We start from the raw sequence: 17,990 nt of genomic DNA, 5'->3' as shown, positions 1-17,990 counted from the left end.
CATGATTCGCTTTAAATTTTGCGCAGTGATGGTGCTTGGGTTGGCGCTGACCGTCGTGCTCTCGACCGGCTGCCGGCACAAGAAACCGGCGTTGACCTATATCCCAGGGCAAACCCGCGCCATCACCAATGACTTCACCGGCACCCCGGCGGAGCCCACCATGCCGGTGGATACCGGACGGGAGAAAGCGCAGGGCACCGATTTGGGACCGATGACAGGTGGTCCCAAGGAAGGCACCTCGGTCAACATTCCGCTGGCAGATCGCCGCAAACGCGAGAACCTTGCGGAAGACCGCGAGGCACTCAAAGCCTATACTTTGTATTTTGATTTTGACCGGGCGGCGGTCAAAGCGTCCGAACGCAGCAAAGCGGAAAAAGTGGCAGCCGCGCTCAAGGCAAAACCCGAGGCCAGTGTGGAAATCGAGGGGCATTGCGATGAGCGTGGGACGGAGGAGTATAATCGTTCGCTGGGCGAACGACGCGCCTTGGCGGTGCGGGAATACCTCATCAACCTGGGGATTGCTTCGGATCGGGTGTTTACGGTGTCCTTCGGTAAAGATCGTCCGGCGGTGCCAAGCCACAATGACGCGGCTTATGCAAAAAATCGCCGGGGTGAATTTGTGCTTTTAACTCCAAAACAATAACGGTATAACCAGCAAATTAACGCTGAACATTAACTATGAAAAATACTTGGATTCCAATTTTAGTAGTCGGTCTGGCAGCCGGATGGCTGACCACCGGTTGCAACACCAGCAGCAAGGCCCGGACCAAACTGCCTAATGGTGGGGGTAACTCGCAGCCTCCCGTAACGGATAACGCCAGCCGCCCGCCAATCGAACCGCTTCAGCCCCCGATTGCCGTGGACCCCAACACGATCAAAGGAAATCCCTTGGACCCCAAGGCGAATGCCAATTCACAAGACATGCCGGAACCCAAAGGCTTGGATGGCATGACCGCCGACCGGGATGCTTTCAAAGCTGACACGGTCTATTTCGACTTTGATCGCGCGGCAGTGCGCAAGAATGAGCACGCCCACATCGAAGCGGTGGCCAAGGTGCTGAAAGATCAGCCCAAGAGCAAGCTCCAGATTGAAGGACACTGCGACGAAATGGGCACCGACGAATATAACCGCGCCTTGGGCGAGCGCCGCGCGCTGGCCATTCGCGAGTATTTGATGACCTTGGGCATTGAGGGTAAACGCCTGTTCACCATCAGCTACGGCAAGGACCGTCCGGCGGTGGAAGCCCATGATGAAGCCGCGCGTAACAAGAACCGCCGCGGCGAGTTCGTGTTGTACAAGCCTAAATCCTAATAAATCCAGCCTCCGACGGATATTGCGGCGCAAATTTATGGTTTTGCCGCTTTACTTCCAAAGCGGCAGGCGTATATTTTTTTTCAACGAAACGAATCTATTATGAGTAATGCAATGTTGGCAGTTTTGGGACTGAGCGGCGGCGAGCTGGTGCTCGTGCTGGTCGTCATTCTGGTTTTATTCGGCGCCAAGAAAATTCCCGAATTTGCCAAAGGTCTCGGTCAGGGCATCAAGGAATTTAAGAAGGCCTCCAATGAGGTCAATAGCGAATTGCAACGCGCGATGACTGAAGAATCAGCACCGCCGAAAAAGGTGGCCCCCCCGGCCCCGACTCCGGTTCCGCAAGCGCAACCGCCCCAAACTCCGCAGGTTAAGGTCTCTTAATCAAACCTGCGGCATCTGGCAATGGCTAACGAGCCCGGCGCACCGGGTCAGGATAGCCCGGCACAATTACCTCCAAATTCGGGAGCAAAGGTTCCAGAAGGGACTGTACCGGCTGAATCCGTGACCACGCCCACTCCAACCGGCACCACCGGTTCGGAGCATCCGGCCCCTGCCCCGGCTCCTGCTGAAGCGAAAACGCCGTCCGCAAACGCGGACGGTACACCCGCTCCGGTACCACCTGCCAGCGATAGTTCCGCCGTTGCACCTTCTGAGACGGCATCCACCACCTCCGAATACTCGGAATACAACAGTCAATCCGATTACGGAGAATACAATTACGATTATCACAGCGAGCACCCGGAAGGCAGTGGTACCAGCGACAGCGGTAGTTCCACCACGGCGGTAGCCAACCCTGCAAGTGAGAGCGGTAATACGGGACAAGGCGGCGGTGACAGCACCGAACCGCCCAGCACCTCGGACGATAGCGGGGATGAAGGCGGGCCGATTAAATCCTTTCTGGAACACCTCGAGGATTTGCGCTGGGTGCTCGTCAAATGTGCCATTGCGCTGCTGTTGGGCATGATGGTCTGCCTGTTTGGCGTGAACTATGTGGTCGAAATCCTCACTTGGCCACTCCATCGCGCCGGGAAGATGACTTCCGCCCTGATTTCCGCCAGCAACACCAAACATGTGGGCGTGGCGGTGAATGACCAGATTCTCTGGCAGTTCAAGACGGAGACCAACCTGTTTGCCGGATTGAACCTGGGCAGCAACCAGGCCGTGGTAATGCGCATGACCACCGTGATGATCAATGATCAGCCGATGCTCGCCTTGAAAGTGGAAACCAACTCCCCGTTGGAAAGCAAAGTCTCCATTGGCCCCAAACTGGTGTACTTGGACCCCGCCGCCCCGTTTGTTTCCTCGCTGCACATCGCCTTCTTTGGTGGCCTGTTGCTGGCCGCCCCATTCCTGTTCTATTTCCTCGGCCAATACATCGTGCCAGCGCTGCGTTGGAAGGAGAAAAAGTACTTTGTGCGCGCCTTCTTCATTGGGCTGGCTCTTTTCTTGACCGGCGTGAGCTTTTGTTATTTCGCGATCATGCCGCTGGCCCTGCGCGCAGCGGAGCAATATGCGTTATGGATGGGGATTGAAGTGCCGCAATGGCGCGCGGAGACGTATTTCAGTTTCACCTGCAAATTCATGCTGGGCATGGGGCTGGGCTTTGAAATGCCGGTCATTTTGCTGGCGTTGGTGAAGATCGGAATTCTGGATTATCAGAAACTGGCCGGGTTCCGCCGGTACATGATCGTGGTGAACCTGATTCTGGGCGCGTTGCTGACCACCCCCGAGGTACTGACGCAGCTTCTGATGTTCATTCCGCTGCAATTAATGTACGAAATGAGCATCTGGGTCGCTTGGTACTGGGAACGTCAGGCCCGCAAAAAAGCGGAAGCCGAAGCCGCCAACCCGAAGCAAGATTAACGTGACGGTTGGCCGGGGATGATGGCGGTCGCGGGCCAAACCCGAAAACCGAATGCCCGTTGTAATGTGATGTTTGCCACCCTGCGCAGATGGGGAGAGTTCGTCAAATTCTCCCATACGATTTTCGCCCTGCCGTTTGCCCTGGCGGCCATGGCGGTGGCGGCGCGGGATAATTATGGCTGGCCGGGCTGGACCAAATTCGGGTTGATTCTGGGTGCGATGGTCTGCGCCCGCACTTGCGCGATGAGTTTCAACCGGATCGCCGACCGGGAATATGACGCCCAGAACCCGCGCACCGCCGGGCGCCATTTGCCTGCCGGAAAAATCAAGTTAAGCGATGCATGGCTGCTCTGCATCCTGAGTGCCTTGGGACTGATTGCGATCAGCTTCTTACTCAACCGGCTTTGCTTCTACCTGTCCCCCGTCGCAATCGTAGTGGTGTGTTTCTACTCACTGACCAAACGATTCACCGATTACACACACGTCTTCCTTGGTCTGGCGCTGGCGCTCGCGCCAGTAGGCGGTTGGCTCGCCGTCCGGGGCATGGACGTCACCGGCATCGAAGTGTTGGAAATGTCGGTGCTGGCGGTGGTGGTGATTTTCTGGCTGATCGGGTTCGACCTCATCTACGCCATCCAGGATTATGAATTTGATCGCCAGCACGGCCTGCATTCCCTGGTCGTGGCATGGGGGCCGAAAAACGCACTAACCGCCGCATTCCTCTCGCACATGCTCATGTGGGGTTTGTTGTTCCTTTTTGGCCTGCTGTGCCGCTTCCGCCTTGCGTATCTGCTCGGACTGCTGATCATCCTGAGCTGCCTGGTTTTTGAACATTGGCTGGCGCGCCGACGCGGGTTAAACTGGGTGCAGAACTCCTTCTTCCGCCTGAACGCCGTCATCAGTTGTGTCTTCCTGCTGACGGTCCTGATCGAAGTGGTGTGCAAAGGCGGCTTCCGCCTGAAATAGTGGCGACACAAGCGAATTCCCTTGCTCACGCAAAAACACGACTAAACCAGCCAGCCTAAACGAATCCGCTCAATAAACTCATTCTTACGGCGTTAAAAAATGTTTGAAATCATATTGACGAAAACTTACATTAGCGTAATCTGCAAGGCGTCCCTTATGGAAAAGTAAAACTTTTCCTAGCAGTAGTTCTTTAATATTAACTTTGTAGCTTCGGCTGCGGGCTTGCCAGAAAACCGCGAATTTTCCTTAGCCCCACAAACCGACCGAAGCCGCGCCCACTCGGGCGCGGCTTGGCGTGTCATTTGTGGGAAGGCGCTTCGCGGTGCCTCTGGCAGCGGCGCGTTGGGTCGCGCCTTTTTGTCTGATAGCCTGAGGGTGACAAACAACGGGCAGGTTAAAATTATGAAAAAGAATGTGGCGGTGAATGATGGTGGGCACCAAGTGTCCATAGCGGGAAAGTTTGTAGTGACTCTGGCATTGCTGCTTGGTCTGTCCATCTTGCCGGCGATGGCGCGTTCGCGTCCCGCCCGTCCAGCCCTGCCGGAAGGGGAGTCCCTGATATTCCGGGCCAACGATCTGAAGACGAACTTGGTGGCGGAGGCGGTTTCAGGGACGGTCTATTTGAAGGGCGTGCAACTCGCGGAATCGTGGTCTGGCGAATCGCTGCTCATGACCGGCGCGACACGTTCCTACTGCATGATCCCCGCCAAAGGAACCCGCAAACGCCCCAACTTCTTGCCCAACACCGGCAGCATTCGGCTGTGGTTTTCTACCGCGTGGTCCAGCACGGCCTTGGGTGGCCAAGGGCCGGGCACCCACGCCCGCTTGCTGGAAATCGCCAGGGTGAATGCGAGAACCCCGACCGGGTTTGCGCTGTACTTTGATCCCGACGGCAACACCGTGTACTTGAGCGCGTATCACGCTGGTCAGGCGGTGGATATCGTTCATGCTACCGTTGCCTTGGAAAAGGATGTCTTTCATCAATTCGGGGTGGTCTATGGCCCAGAGGCCGTGACCCTGATTCTGGACGGCAAGACCATCGCCACGAATCGAGGGCTGCCGGCCTTGGCACACCCCGCCGACCTAGATAATTGGATTTGCTACATGGGCGCGAACGCGGGCGGACTGGAGAAACTCCAGGGGCAACTAGATGAAATCTATTTCTTCCCGTATGCCTGCACGGAAGCACAGTTTGGGTGGGACTATCAATCGCAGAGCCTGTTGGCGGCTATGGGACCGATCAGCGTTCAGGAATCCATAGCACAATATCGAACCTTGAGGCGTCATCGTGGGCCTCAACGCGCGGAAGCGGATGGGGCACCATCGCCACCCGACCCAGGTAGTGGTAGCGGTGGCAGTAGCACCAATGACAGTTTTTTCTTTAGTAGCTGGATCGAGTCTTTCCCCACGAATTATTTGCGGTTTTCCAAGATCGCCTATGATACCAATGGCATTGCCCTGACTATTGCCGGCGGGGAAACCAATGGGGTATATGATCTGTATGGAACGAGTACTTTGGGGCCAAGCAATGCTGCCAGCGCCACCTGGACTTGGTTATTACGAACCGCGCCGGGAGAAACCAACCTGATGCTGGCGGATGCCGGCTTGGCTTATGAATGCTTTATTGTTGGGCGCACCAATGCCACCAACGGCCATGTGCTCAGCTATGCGTTTGAACAATTGGTCAGCCATGGCAATTCCGATGCCAATAGCAATGGCGTCGAGGACGCTTGGGAGTTCACTTGGTTCAACGGATTGCTGAACGCCTTGACCCTGAATGCTGATCCGGATCGCGATGGGGTATCGAACCTGATGGAATACCAGGCTGGGGCGAATCCATTTGATCCTGCCAGCGTCTCGAACCTATTGACGGCTTCCTGGCGATTTGACTCCACGAATTGGGTTGGTGAACAGGGGCAATTGCCAACTTATGCTAGTGGAGTAACCCTGACCAATGGTGCTTCCACCAACGCATTGCGTATCGCGGCGGGCCTTTCCAATGGAGTGGCGTATGCGGACCTCAAGCCGGAAGGCACCGCGAACCTAAATTGCCAACAAGGTACTGTTCGCTGTTGGTTTCAGCCCCAATGGAGCGGGACGCTTTCCAATATGGTATTGCTCCAGACCGGCGATGGTTCCAACGATTGGAAGTTGGGCATCACTGGCAACGGCACGAACCTCTGCTTTGGCACCTCGCAGAATGGCACCAATCAAACCAATATCTCGGCTGCTATTGCCTGGTCCAACTCGATCTGGCATCAGTTGGTTTTGACGTATAATCGCACCTCCAGCCAAATTTATGTGGACGCGCAACTGGTGGCCACAAATATTGGTGTCACGTATATTCCCACGATTGCTCAACGCGCTGCCGGTTTGATTATTGGCAATGATCGTACTGGTCAATGTCCTTTGCCTGGCTTACTGGATGAATTGGAGCTTTATAATTACCCGCTGGATCAAACGACCATTGCCGCTGATTATGTAAGTTTCCTGTTTCGTAACCCAGCGTTTGATAGCAACAATAACGGGATACCTGATTGGTGGGAGTGGCAGACTTATGGACACCTGCTAACCAATTCGGTGGTCACCAATTCCGGGTTGGCCATCCGCATTACTTACCCCAACGCGAATAGCTTTGCGCCATAATCTTCAAGGATCTCACATCATGAATACTGAACATCAAGGGACGGGACAGGAGCAAAACGGTGGCTGGTTAAGACAGCGTTGGCAAAGCATGGTTACACTATTGCTGCTGGCTGCTGTGCTATTTCCATTCGCTAAACAATTGCGGGCGGATTACTACGACATCGAGTCGTTGCAGCGTGAATTCCAAGCCAGATATTATTATATTAATGGCACCTACATTTCGTGGCCTTCATGCACGGGTGTTTACAGTAATGCGCCGGTTTTTCCTGCCACCGGTTATTATACGAACCGTTCGGATGACAATATGACACTGTTGGTTCAAAATCTGGTCGCTAATTATTTCAGCAGCGGCGTGTACTCTAATTTTGTTGCCACGACCAACGGCACCAATAATATTGAAGGGGCATCCATTGCAGCAGATGATTATTCTTGGCTTCCTCTACTACCGCAGTACCAGACCACGAATAGCAGTGAAGTGGGGTTCATTTCGAATCTGAATTTCAGCGACGTAAACGCATCAAATTGGCCTGTCTATTTTAACATGATTTCAAATGACATTTCGCGACTAAAATATGTATCGGTTTATTATTGGGCCAGTTTTATTGGCATTGATGATGATCATTCAAACCCGGAGTATATTTTTGCGGAGGCCTCAGCAGACTTCGGCTTCGGTGCTTGTGACTCCTTTAAAACCAGTTTGCGCAATGCTTTTGACGAACAGTTGGCCAACGATGCGTGGATACCTTACCTTCAACGATGGGGAGACTATGCTTATGGTTTGGATGTTTTTTATGACTTGAGCTATAACGTGTATACTGATTCCACCAACTATTATGGAAGGATGGGGGCTACACGTGGGCGTTTTGCGATAGATCCAACAGGATTCACCAATACCGCATATCTATATTTAATCGCGCCAAACGATGCTCCGGATGACTATGTCTATGTAACAAACTATAACGGACAACCTTCATTCCCGGTTACAAACGACCACAAATGGCATTGCCTGACTAATTTCAGTACCCACAGTAATTTTATTTCGCAGGTATTTGGCAATGTTACTGCCCCGCTGACCATTGAAGACGATTGTCCACCGATATATGGACACGATTGGCTAGAGAGATACTGGTGGACTGGCAGTTGGTTGATGGTCGCCCAACCTATCTTAGATACGCACACAACACCCATTCCGGTAGCCTCAGATCCCAACACTGATCTACCCCCCTGTGATAATTGTCACGGGATGATGGATTGGTCGGTTTCGGAACCACAAATCAACTTATGGCTCAACGACACCCCGTTTGCTTACAATCCCAGCAAAGGGCCGCGGGTTGAACTAACGATTCACTATCAGCAAGGGGATGGCACAACCGGCAGCAGCCCCGGTGTCTTTAGCTTGGGTACTGGTTGGGCCTCTTCCTGGCTGTCATTCATGCAAGGAACCGGACCGACCAACCAAGTTTATCTGCCCAGCGGTGCCAATGTGCTCATGTGTACGGGCCGCTGGAACTATGAATTGAATGCGCGACTTGACCAGGTGACGGATGCCCAAAGTAATGCCTGGTATGAAGTCCAGTTTGGAGATGGTAGCAAGCTCGTATATGCCTTCAGCGCCAACGGGCAAACTTATCTGACCAAACAACAGGATCCGCAAGGCAGGGCTATTACTTTTCAATACACCAACAATTCAGCAGTGCTTTTGCGCTACGTGATTGACGGCGATGGTCTCACCAATGTCATCACCTATGCCTCTGGCACCAACTTGATTGACCATATCGCCGATCCCTATGGCCGTACTGCTTGGTTTGCCTATGATAATCAGGGGCGGTTGACCAATATTACGGACGTGGTGCAAATCACGAGTGGAATAGGCTATAGTAGCAGCGGGCAGATTGCATCCCTGTCAACACCGTATGGAATGACTCGGTTCGAATATCCTAGCGGCACCGATCCCAACCATCCCACCGAAACGGTAAAAGCCATCCTCGTCACCCGGCCTGATCAAAGCCAGCATTTGTATTTGCGCAGGGATGGTGGTCCGGACCCAGTGCCCGCCAGTTACAGTTTGGTGCCGGCCATTACTGGTTTCCCCACCTATTTTGAGACGACCAACCTGAATGTTCGCAACACGTTTCACTGGAACGCCCGACAATGTCCCACACTTTCCACTACCAATGTCTTCAACCTGGTCTCGAATGATTATCTGAAAGCCAAGCTGAGCCATTGGTTGCAGCATCCAGAAACTAATTTCGTAAGCCAGACCTTGGCGATGGAACGCACAGCCAGTCCCGATGGCCAAACCCTGGGGCAAATCACGTGGTATGATCACGAAGGAAAACCCACGGCGAGCATTCAAGGCACGCAAATCCTGCCGCTCATGACGGCGTTTGTACTGCCGGATGGTCGTACTTGGTATAAACGCACTGAACGCAACGACTATGGTTTGCCTTTGAAAGAGATTGAAACCTGGTCGGATTCCAGTGGCACTACCCAATTACGCACCAACCGGTATGTGTATGCCGCTAACGGGATTGATTTGTTACAGTTTTTCCAATCCCGCACCTGGAGCGACATGGATTTTGGCTATAATGAACACCATCAGGTGACTTATACCATTGATGCAAAGGGGCAACTTACCTCCTACCAGTACAACACTAATACCCATCAGCTTATTCAACGACAGATCCCATCGGGACTCACTACCCAGTACCAGTACGATAACAACACCGGATATCCCACAGCGGTCGTTGATTTGGAAATCAATCGCACCAATCGTTTCACCTTTGATCATGGACTCCCTAAAACTGTCACTGATCCACGGGGCCTAACTGTCAACTTGGCTTACGACAACCTTGAACGTCTGGTTTCCGTAACTTATCCCGATGGCACCTATACCACCAACGTTTATCATTGGCTGGATGTGGTTGGAGCCAAGGATCGCCTCGATCATTGGACACGGTATTTGTATAATCCGGTGCGCCAACGGATTGCTGAGACCAATGCTTTGAACCAAGTGACCGGCTATTCCTATTGTAATTGTGGTTCGCTCGAATCCATCATTAATGCAATTGGTGACGCAATCCATTATTCCAATGATCTAGTTGGGCGACTAACCCAAGTGGTCTTGCCGGATAACACCAGCACGATTAACCGATTCGACGCTCTTGGCCGTGTGCGAATCGTAAGTGATGGCACGGGTAGCATCACGAACTACAACAATCTTCAAGGATTGCCGATAACCGCTTCAAATTCCTTTGGCCGACTGTTCCTGGTTGAATATGATTGTTTGGACCGTGCGACTAACGTCGTCAATGCCAATGGGGTTAGTGTTCGGATGACGTATGATGAACTCCATCGTCTCACTTCCCGCACGGCTCAAGGAACGAATCCTGAGAGCTTTGAATATTCCCCGAGTGGGCTGATCAGCTATACTGACCCATTGAACCAAATCACTCGCTTTGGACGCGATGTTGCCGGCCGTTTATGGGCTACCACTAACGCCAATCTCGAAGTCACTCGCTTTGATTACTCTCCGGCTGGTGATTTGCAGACGCTTACCGATGCAAAGAACCAGAAGACCTCGTGGCATTATGATATTTATGGGCAAGTGCTGGCCAAGACCAACGACAGCGGCACAGTCATAGTCACCAATGCTTTTAATGCCAATGGACAGTTAACTGCTAGATGGACTCCGGCCAAAGGATTAACCACCTATGCGCGTGATGCGGGTGGTAACCTGTTGACGGTCGCCCATCCATCCAGCACCTCATTCAGCTACTCGTACGATGCACTTAACCGGATGCAATCCATGACCGATGCCGTGGGGACTTCACAGTTTGCGTATGACTCAATGGGCCGGTTAACCTCTGAAGACGGCCCTTGGGACAATGACACCGTTACGTTAGGCTATGCCAATCGTCAGCGGCAAACCCTATCTCTCCAGCAACCCAATGCGTCAGCCTGGACACAAACCTACACTTGGGACTCTATGCGACGGTTGCAAACGATCTCCAACCCGTCAGGCAGCTTCAACTATGGCTACGGCGCGCCCAATTCCCCTTCGGCTCTGGTACGGCAGTTGTCATTGCCCAACGGAGCCTATGTCACTAACGCTTTCGATTACCTGGCCAGGTTGACCAATACCGCGTTGATTGGCAGTGTCGGTATTCTCAATGCTCATGGGTACGAGTACGACGACGCTAGTCAACGCAAGAGCACTGTTCGTGCAGATGGTCGCCGGGTAGATTTCACGTATGACGCGATTGGGCAGCTTAAGACGGCGATTGGAAAAGAAGCCGATAATACCGTCAGGCTGCATGAGAAATTCGGCTACGCTTATGACCTCGCTGGAAACCTGAATTATCGTACCAACAATGCCTTGCTACAGACCTTCAATGCAGATGGCCTTAATCAGTTGACCACAGGTAGCCGGAGCGGCACGTTGACAGTAGCAGGCGTGGTTAGCGGTTCTCCCACCAACATTACCGTCAATAATCAGTTGGCTGTTATTTATGGGGATGGCTCTTTCGCACGCACTAACCTAACCCTATCAACCGGCACCAACACCTTTACCGCCATTGCCCAGGATACCAACGGAGTCAAAGCGACTAACATTATTACCCTGCACGTGCCTGCTTCCCCCAGTTTTGCGTATGATCTGAACGGAAACCTTACCAGCGACGGTCAGCGCGGATTTGATTATGATGATGAAAATCAACTAGTTCGCATCATTGCCACCAATCAATGGAAGAGCGAGTTTCTGTACGATGGACTAATGCGGCGACGCATTGGAAAGGAATTCACATGGACCAATAGTGCCTGGTTGCTTACTAATGAAGTTCGCTATGTTTATGATGGCAGTTTGGTAGTGCAGGAACGGGATAGTAATAATGTGCCATGTGTGACGTATTCCCGTGGACTTGATTTAAGCGGTGGATTCCAAAGTGCTGGGGGTATTGGTGGGTTGCTTGCTCGCACAGATAACGCCGTAATGCGGCGAGTTGGTTCCAGTGCCTTGCAAGCCTCAGCGTTTTATCATGCGGACGGTAATGGTAATATGACGATGTTGGCAGATGCCATTCAAAATGTAGCGGCCCGTTATCAGTATGATCCTTACGGAAATACCTTGTTTATCAATGGCTCCTTAGCGGATGTCAACACGTACCGATCTTCGAGTAAGGAATTCCATGTGCCAAGCGGCCTGCCTTACTATGGGCGCAGATACTATAATCCGAGTCTGCAACGGTGGACTTCGCCCGACCCACTTGGGGTTCTCTTCGACTCGAACCCCTACCGTTTTGTTTACAACGGCCCGCTCTCATATATCGACCCGGATGGCCTGGCCCCGCAACCGGTCAGGCTGAGTTTCAATCTCAACGGCAGAGATGCCACGGTGCAATATGCGGATCAACAGTTTGGACAGAGTTATGGGATTGGCCTGCATGGCCCGCTCGAAAGCTCACCTATCGGGCAGGTGTTAGATGGCTTGGGCAGAATACTTAAGCCAGTTGATGATACTGTGCAGTGCATGAGGGAATCGGGAAGCCCGTTCATTAGGGTGGCTGGCACGTTCTTAATGGCTGTTCAGTGGGTGGTTCCAGAGGGACAAGTGGGCAAGCTCAGCAAGGCGAGCAAGCCGTGCAAGGTCGTAGGGGAGTTGAAGACAGCGCAACGAACCACCAAAGAGAATGCACAGGCCAGAAATTTCTTTAAGAACCGCAAGGACGCCGCGCGAAATGCCTGGGAAGAGCGGACGGGACGACAGTGGCCGGAGGATGCGAATGGCAGACCGTGGCCAGCGGAACACACCCCACCATTAAAAGAAGGTGGTGATCCGATGACAGTTACTCCACGAGACCCCGGTGCACCCGATCCGCACAATATTCCTGGACCAGACGGGTTAACCGATTATCAGCGGTGGGGCGCGTTGGGAACCCCGGCACGGGAAGCTAATAAATAAGTCGGAAGGAAACGATCTGTATGTTTGAGTGGCTTGAACAGGAAATATCGGCGATTAAGACACCCCAATTTCATTCGGTAGAGGGTCCTGCGGATGTGAAACTGCGAGAGGCCGTGATTGGATCAATCCTCGCCCTACCTTCGGCGTATAAAGAGTTTACCCTGAAGTTCGGAACCGCAAAACTATATCGAAGGAGCCGAATTGGCTATCGAATAGGCATATTTGCCGGACCAAGACAGGCGACGATTGATAACGGAGCATCAATCTACCATATTGGATGGCACGATGGTGCGACTGTGTACGTGAAGCCTGTAGTTAATTCGGCTGAGTTTCCTGTTTTTGAATTTGAGGAAGGTTCGGAAACGAAGGTGGCGGATAGCTTTGAAGAGTGGGTAGTAGAAAGCTCTGCCAGCGCCCGGAACGCGTATGGAAGAAAGAAATGGGAGGAGATATTGCGTGGACCAAAGCCTTTCACCGCGCAAGAAACGGAGATTATTGAGGCGAGACGCATGATGCATTGGCTGGTGCTGGGTGTTGACACCGATGGAAATCACATATTTGAGATCATTAATGCGAGCCAATATACACTGGCAGCACTAACGGTGGGAGTTCGCTCCAAGGATGGGCGGCTAAACGGAGCTGTCCGCCTGAACGTCCACCATGTTGGTCCAGGTCAGAGAGCAGTACTGCACACAAACTGTTATAAAGATCTTGTCTCGCCTCAAGAGGCCGAGTTGTTCGCACTCCCAGATCCAAAGCCGGAAGATCGTGATTACTATTGGGAGTTTAGGAAACTTATACCCAAAATATTGGAAGAATAAAAATCTCTTCTTGAAACCAGACGGCAACCAATAGCAGGTGAAAAGCGCCGTAAAAGTGCATGAACAAAAACAGTACGGTTCTGTGTCCTTGTTTTCCTGATGAGTTTTGTTAAAGTCATTGCGTGGGCCGGTTCTGCTACATGTTATTCGCCGGATTGCTATGCGCGGCACAACTCGCTTTGGCGTATCAGCCGCGATTGGACGCGGCTGTTCCTCGGATGGCTGCTGTGTATGCCGATGGCACCTTTGCTCGCACGAATCTAACCCTGTCCACTGGCAGCAACACGTTTACCGCCATTGCTCAGGATACCAATGGAGTCAGGGCGACCAATATTATTACGCTCAACGTGCCTGCTTCCTCGACGTTCAGTTATGACCTGAATGGAAACATGGTTGGCGATGGAATCAGAGTATTCGATTACGATGATGATAACCAACTCATTCGCATCACCGCCACGAATCAGTGGAAATCAGAGTTCGTTTATGATGGTCTCATGCGGCGGCGCATCGTCCGTGATTTCTCCTATCTCCCAGCTTCTAGCTCCTGGCTTCTCACCAATGAAGTCCGGTATGTTTATGATGGTAGTTTGGTAGTGCAGGAACGGGACAGCAACAATATCCCATGTGTGACGTATTCTCGGGGGCTTGACTTAAGTGGTGGATTCCAAAGTGCTGGGGGCATAGGTGGGTTACTGGCCCGGACAGATAACGCCTTGATGCGGCGAGTGGGTTCCAGCGCCTTGCAGGCCTCCGCGTTTTATCATGCTGACGGTAATGGCAATATCACCATGATGGTGGACGCCATTCAGAATATAGTGGCTCGTTATCAGTATGATCCCTATGGCAATCCGCTTGGCATCAGCGGTTCATTGGCGGATGCCAATACGTACCGGTTTTCGAGTAAGGAATTCCATGTGCCAAGCGGTCTGCCTTACTATGGGCGCAGATACTATAATCCGGGCCTGCAACGGTGGATCAATGCGGACCCGATTGGGGAATACGGAGGACTTAACCTATATGGGTTCGTTGGGAATGATCCTCAGAATTGGCTGGATTCGTTCGGGCTGGAAATTGGTGATTGGTATAATCCCTTAACATACTTATGGCCTTCTGCGGCAGAACTCCAAGGTCAAAATCGTCTGGACGCATGGGCTCGTTCAAAAGGCTATTCCAGTTGCCAAAACCTACAGGACCAACTAAATCAAAACAATGACCCCACCGGCTTTAGTACTGATCAGCAATTAACAAAAGAAAGATGGAGTGCGCTTCAAGCCACAGCGCGCAATGCAACTGACCTCACAGAGGGTTATTTGAATGGCCCGGTTCCAGAAGTTAAAACCGCAGCTGCGGCCACCAGTGGTGCTGTTATCATTGCTGATGCTGCGCGCAAAACGGGATTGTGGCAGAAGGCGAAAAGCTTATTTACAAAAGGGACTTGTTCTGCAAAGTCGGGAGAAACTGCATTCACCAAAGCCGGACGCGATGCTCACAAGCTCTACAACCCAGGCCCGAGCTATGACCTGAAGGTGAGATTGCCAAGCGGCAAAAAGCCGGATGCTGTTGACTTCGACGCTAAAATTGTTCGCGAGCTTAAACCGAACAATCCGCGTGCGATACAACGTGGCGAACGCCAATTGGAAGGGTATCTTCAAGAACTAGAAGAAGTTTTCGGTGGTAATTGGAAAGGCAGTGTGGACACCTATAACCGATGATCACGAACCAAAAAAAACTGGAAGAGATAATTGATGGCGTTCTGAAGCCTTTCGGCTTCATCAAACGACGGTCTGCATGGTATCGGCATTATCCAGAAACTGTGCTTGTCTTGGACCTGCAAAAGTCGGATTATGGTGGTCAATATTACGTGAATTTGGCAGTTTCCATTCGTGAGTTGAATCGGCAGGAATATCCCCGTGAAGAACATTGCCATATTAATATTCGTCTCGACCGCGTTGCCGGTGACCGAGAGACAGTCCACAAGGTGTTCGATCTCGAAAACCGAACATTAACAGATGATGAACGACGCCAACACATACTTGAGATAATCGGAAAGGGATCACAGTGGCTTGAAGCGCTATCGACGCTTAGGACAATCACTTGGCAGCTTTCTAAGAACGAATCGCTTCGAAATCGAACAACCATTCAGGCACGGCGCTTCCTAAACATCAATTCCTTACTACCAACAGATGGCAACCAATAGCAGGCGAAATGCCAACTATTTGCATGGCGCAAAAAACGCCGAAAAAATGCATAAACAACGATAGTGCAGTTCTGTGTCCTTGTTTTCCTGATGAGCCTTGGTAAAGTCATTGCGTGAGCCGGTTCTGTTACATGTTATTCGCCGGGTTGCTATGTGTTGTGCAACTCGCTTTGGCGTATCAGCCGCGCTTGGACGCGGCTGTTCCTCGGATGGCTGCTGTTTATGCCGATGGCTCATTTGCTCGCACTAGCTCCTGGCTTCTCACCAATGAAGTCCGGTATGTTTATGATGGTAGTTTGGTAGTGCAGGAACGGGACAGCAACAATATCCCATGTGTGACGTATTCTCGGGGGCTTGACTTAAGTGGTGGATTCCAAAGTGCTGGGGGCATAGGTGGGTTACTGGCCCGGACAGATAACGCCTTGATGCGGCGAGTGGGTTCCAGCGCCTTGCAGGCCTCCGCGTTTTATCATGCTGACGGTAATGGCAATATCACCATGATGGTGGACGCCCTTCAGAATGTAGTGGCGCGTTATCAGTATGATCCGTATGGAAACATTCTGTTTATCAATGGCTCCTTGGCGGATGCCAATACGTACCGGTTTTCGAGCAAGGAGTGGGATTCAAAAACGGGCGATTACCATTACCATTTTCGTGAATACACTCCCAGCCTTCATAGGTGGAGAAATGCAGATCCGGTTGGGGAATATGGTGGGGTGAATTTATATGGATTTGTGCATAACCGCCCAATGGATTCAATTGACCCGCTGGGACTATTCGACGCGCCGAATTTTGATCAGGGGGCGGCGAATTGGCAGACACGTGTGGACGGTTGCAAGGCGACGGTGAATCAGTCAATTACGACAGATTTTGGTGCGCTCGGCGCGACGCTGCTCAATACTATGATGGATGTTGGAAATGGCACCATGCAGTTTGTTGCGGCAATCCCTCATATTGGCGGAGAAAACACTTACCGCTTTGCCCAAAATCCCAGTTGGGAGAATTCACCGTATTTGCTTAAGGATATCAATACCAGTTTGGGCGTAGCCTTGTTTTTTGCACCTGGGATTCAGCCTTTGGCTTCCGAGATGAGCACGATGCGGGTCAATGGTCCGCCATCAACCGTAGCCGCGAAGGGGCCAGTTAGGGCGTTTGAGGTTGGAACTGCCGATGATTTGTTGGCCAGGTCTGTTAAAAACGATAAGCTTGACATTCATCACGTCGGCCAAGCCCATCCATTTGAACAAATAATCTCTGACTACAATCGAGGTTCGGCCCCGGCAATAGCTGTTCCCCGCGCACAGCACACAACCATTCCAACGGTTCGTGGGCAATGCACGGCAACTGCAAGGGACCAACTCGCCAAAGATATCCGAGATTTGAGGAATTACACAGATGCGCCTAACAGTTCATTGCGCGAGCTAATCGACCTAAATAAACAAAAATATCCCAACGCTTTACAAAAATGAATGCTTCTGAATTTGTTGCTGCACTTCGGTCCGAAGTCCAAGACTCAGCAGCTGAGGAGACAATAGCGCTGCTTCAGCACCCACCGGGTAAAAAGCCTGCACCTGCGCTGGTAGCGTTATCGCAGTGGTTCAACACGTTATCCGAAACCGACCGACAACGTGTTCGAGAAACTGTCTCTCTTGCGGCCCATCAGGCGGTCTTTGGTTTTCTCGCTGTTCTTGATGGCGTGCGTGTTATTGAAGACGGCTCAGACAGGGGAACTCTCGAACTGCACTATGTGAAGGCTGAACAACTAGTGTTGTTGAATGCCCCAAGCGGGCCGTTGCTTCACGATATTTTCCAGCAGCGGTAAGATTTGAACTTTTACACGCCAACCATAGCACTGCAGATGGCAACCAATAGCAGGCGAAATGCCAACTATTTGCGTGACGAAAAAACCGCCAAATAAGGTGCATGAAAGTCAGCTTTTTAAAGTTCGAGGCCTTGCAAAAATGCAGGTGCTCCCTCTTATACATTCATCCGAACGTCCCAACACAAGGGCCACCCACATCCAGTGCTGTCCAGGTCAACCTCGGGAGTTCCGGTTGCTGTCACCAACGAGTTCCCTGCTATGAAACCAATGGCGCGACGCGCCTGCACGAACGGTTTGGCTGGCGCGCCGGCGCGGGTTAAACTGGGTGCAGAACTCCTTCTTCCGCCTGAACGCCGTCATCAGTTGCGTCTTCCTGCTGACTGTCCTGATCGAAGTGGTGTG

At 52.0% G+C, this 17,990-nt stretch carries 12 protein-coding genes; all 12 read left to right on the top strand.

The genetic code is table 11. The features are described from left to right. Position 1 precedes the first annotated feature (1 nt). Entirely contained in the window at positions 2-643 is a 642-nt protein-coding gene (locus tag WCO56_00580; protein MEI7728037.1) for an OmpA family protein, read from the top strand. 35 nt (positions 644-678) lie between these two features. Then, the gene (locus WCO56_00575) at positions 679-1,311 is read left to right on the top strand and encodes an OmpA family protein (protein ID MEI7728036.1); all 633 of its coding nucleotides are present in this window, start codon (positions 679-681) and stop codon (positions 1,309-1,311) included. A gap of 114 nt (positions 1,312-1,425) precedes the next feature. Continuing rightward, a complete protein-coding gene (gene tatA / locus WCO56_00570; GenBank protein ID MEI7728035.1) occupies positions 1,426-1,695 on the top strand; it encodes a twin-arginine translocase TatA/TatE family subunit in 270 nt (89 codons plus the stop codon). A 120-nt stretch (positions 1,696-1,815) separates the two neighbouring features. Further along, positions 1,816-3,177, top strand: a complete 1,362-nt coding sequence (locus WCO56_00565) for a twin-arginine translocase subunit TatC (GenBank protein ID MEI7728034.1) — start codon at positions 1,816-1,818, stop codon at positions 3,175-3,177. A gap of 69 nt (positions 3,178-3,246) precedes the next feature. Further along, positions 3,247-4,143 (top strand): UbiA-like polyprenyltransferase, encoded by an 897-nt coding sequence (locus WCO56_00560; GenBank protein MEI7728033.1) that lies wholly within the window; start codon positions 3,247-3,249, stop codon positions 4,141-4,143. Positions 4,144-4,545: 402 nt separating this feature from the next. After that, the gene (locus WCO56_00555; GenBank protein ID MEI7728032.1) at positions 4,546-6,789 is read left to right on the top strand and encodes a LamG-like jellyroll fold domain-containing protein; all 2,244 of its coding nucleotides are present in this window, start codon (positions 4,546-4,548) and stop codon (positions 6,787-6,789) included. A gap of 19 nt (positions 6,790-6,808) precedes the next feature. Then, positions 6,809-12,748, top strand: a complete 5,940-nt coding sequence (locus tag WCO56_00550) for an RHS repeat-associated core domain-containing protein (protein ID MEI7728031.1) — start codon at positions 6,809-6,811, stop codon at positions 12,746-12,748. Positions 12,749-12,768: 20 nt separating this feature from the next. Then, entirely contained in the window at positions 12,769-13,569 is an 801-nt protein-coding gene (locus WCO56_00545; GenBank protein MEI7728030.1) for a hypothetical protein, read from the top strand. 218 nt (positions 13,570-13,787) lie between these two features. Further along, positions 13,788-15,281 carry an RHS repeat-associated core domain-containing protein gene (locus WCO56_00540; GenBank protein MEI7728029.1) on the top strand — a complete coding sequence of 498 codons (1,494 nt, stop codon included), beginning with the start codon at positions 13,788-13,790 and terminating at the stop codon, positions 15,279-15,281. Further along, a complete protein-coding gene (locus tag WCO56_00535) occupies positions 15,278-15,766 on the top strand; it encodes a DUF4304 domain-containing protein (protein ID MEI7728028.1) in 489 nt (162 codons plus the stop codon). Before WCO56_00540 ends, WCO56_00535 begins: the two co-directional genes overlap by 4 nt. A 158-nt stretch (positions 15,767-15,924) precedes the next feature. Next, entirely contained in the window at positions 15,925-17,235 is a 1,311-nt protein-coding gene (locus WCO56_00530) for an RHS repeat-associated core domain-containing protein (GenBank protein MEI7728027.1), read from the top strand. Beyond that, positions 17,232-17,588, top strand: coding sequence for a hypothetical protein (locus WCO56_00525; GenBank protein ID MEI7728026.1), 357 nt, complete (start codon positions 17,232-17,234; stop codon positions 17,586-17,588). Before WCO56_00530 ends, WCO56_00525 begins: the two co-directional genes overlap by 4 nt. Positions 17,589-17,990: the final 402 nt, after the last annotated feature.

It is taken from the genome of Verrucomicrobiota bacterium (assembly GCA_037139415.1).
Taxonomy (GTDB): Bacteria; Verrucomicrobiota; Verrucomicrobiia; order Limisphaerales; family Fontisphaeraceae; genus JBAXGN01.
This window is presented reverse-complemented; position numbering and strand designations above follow the sequence as displayed.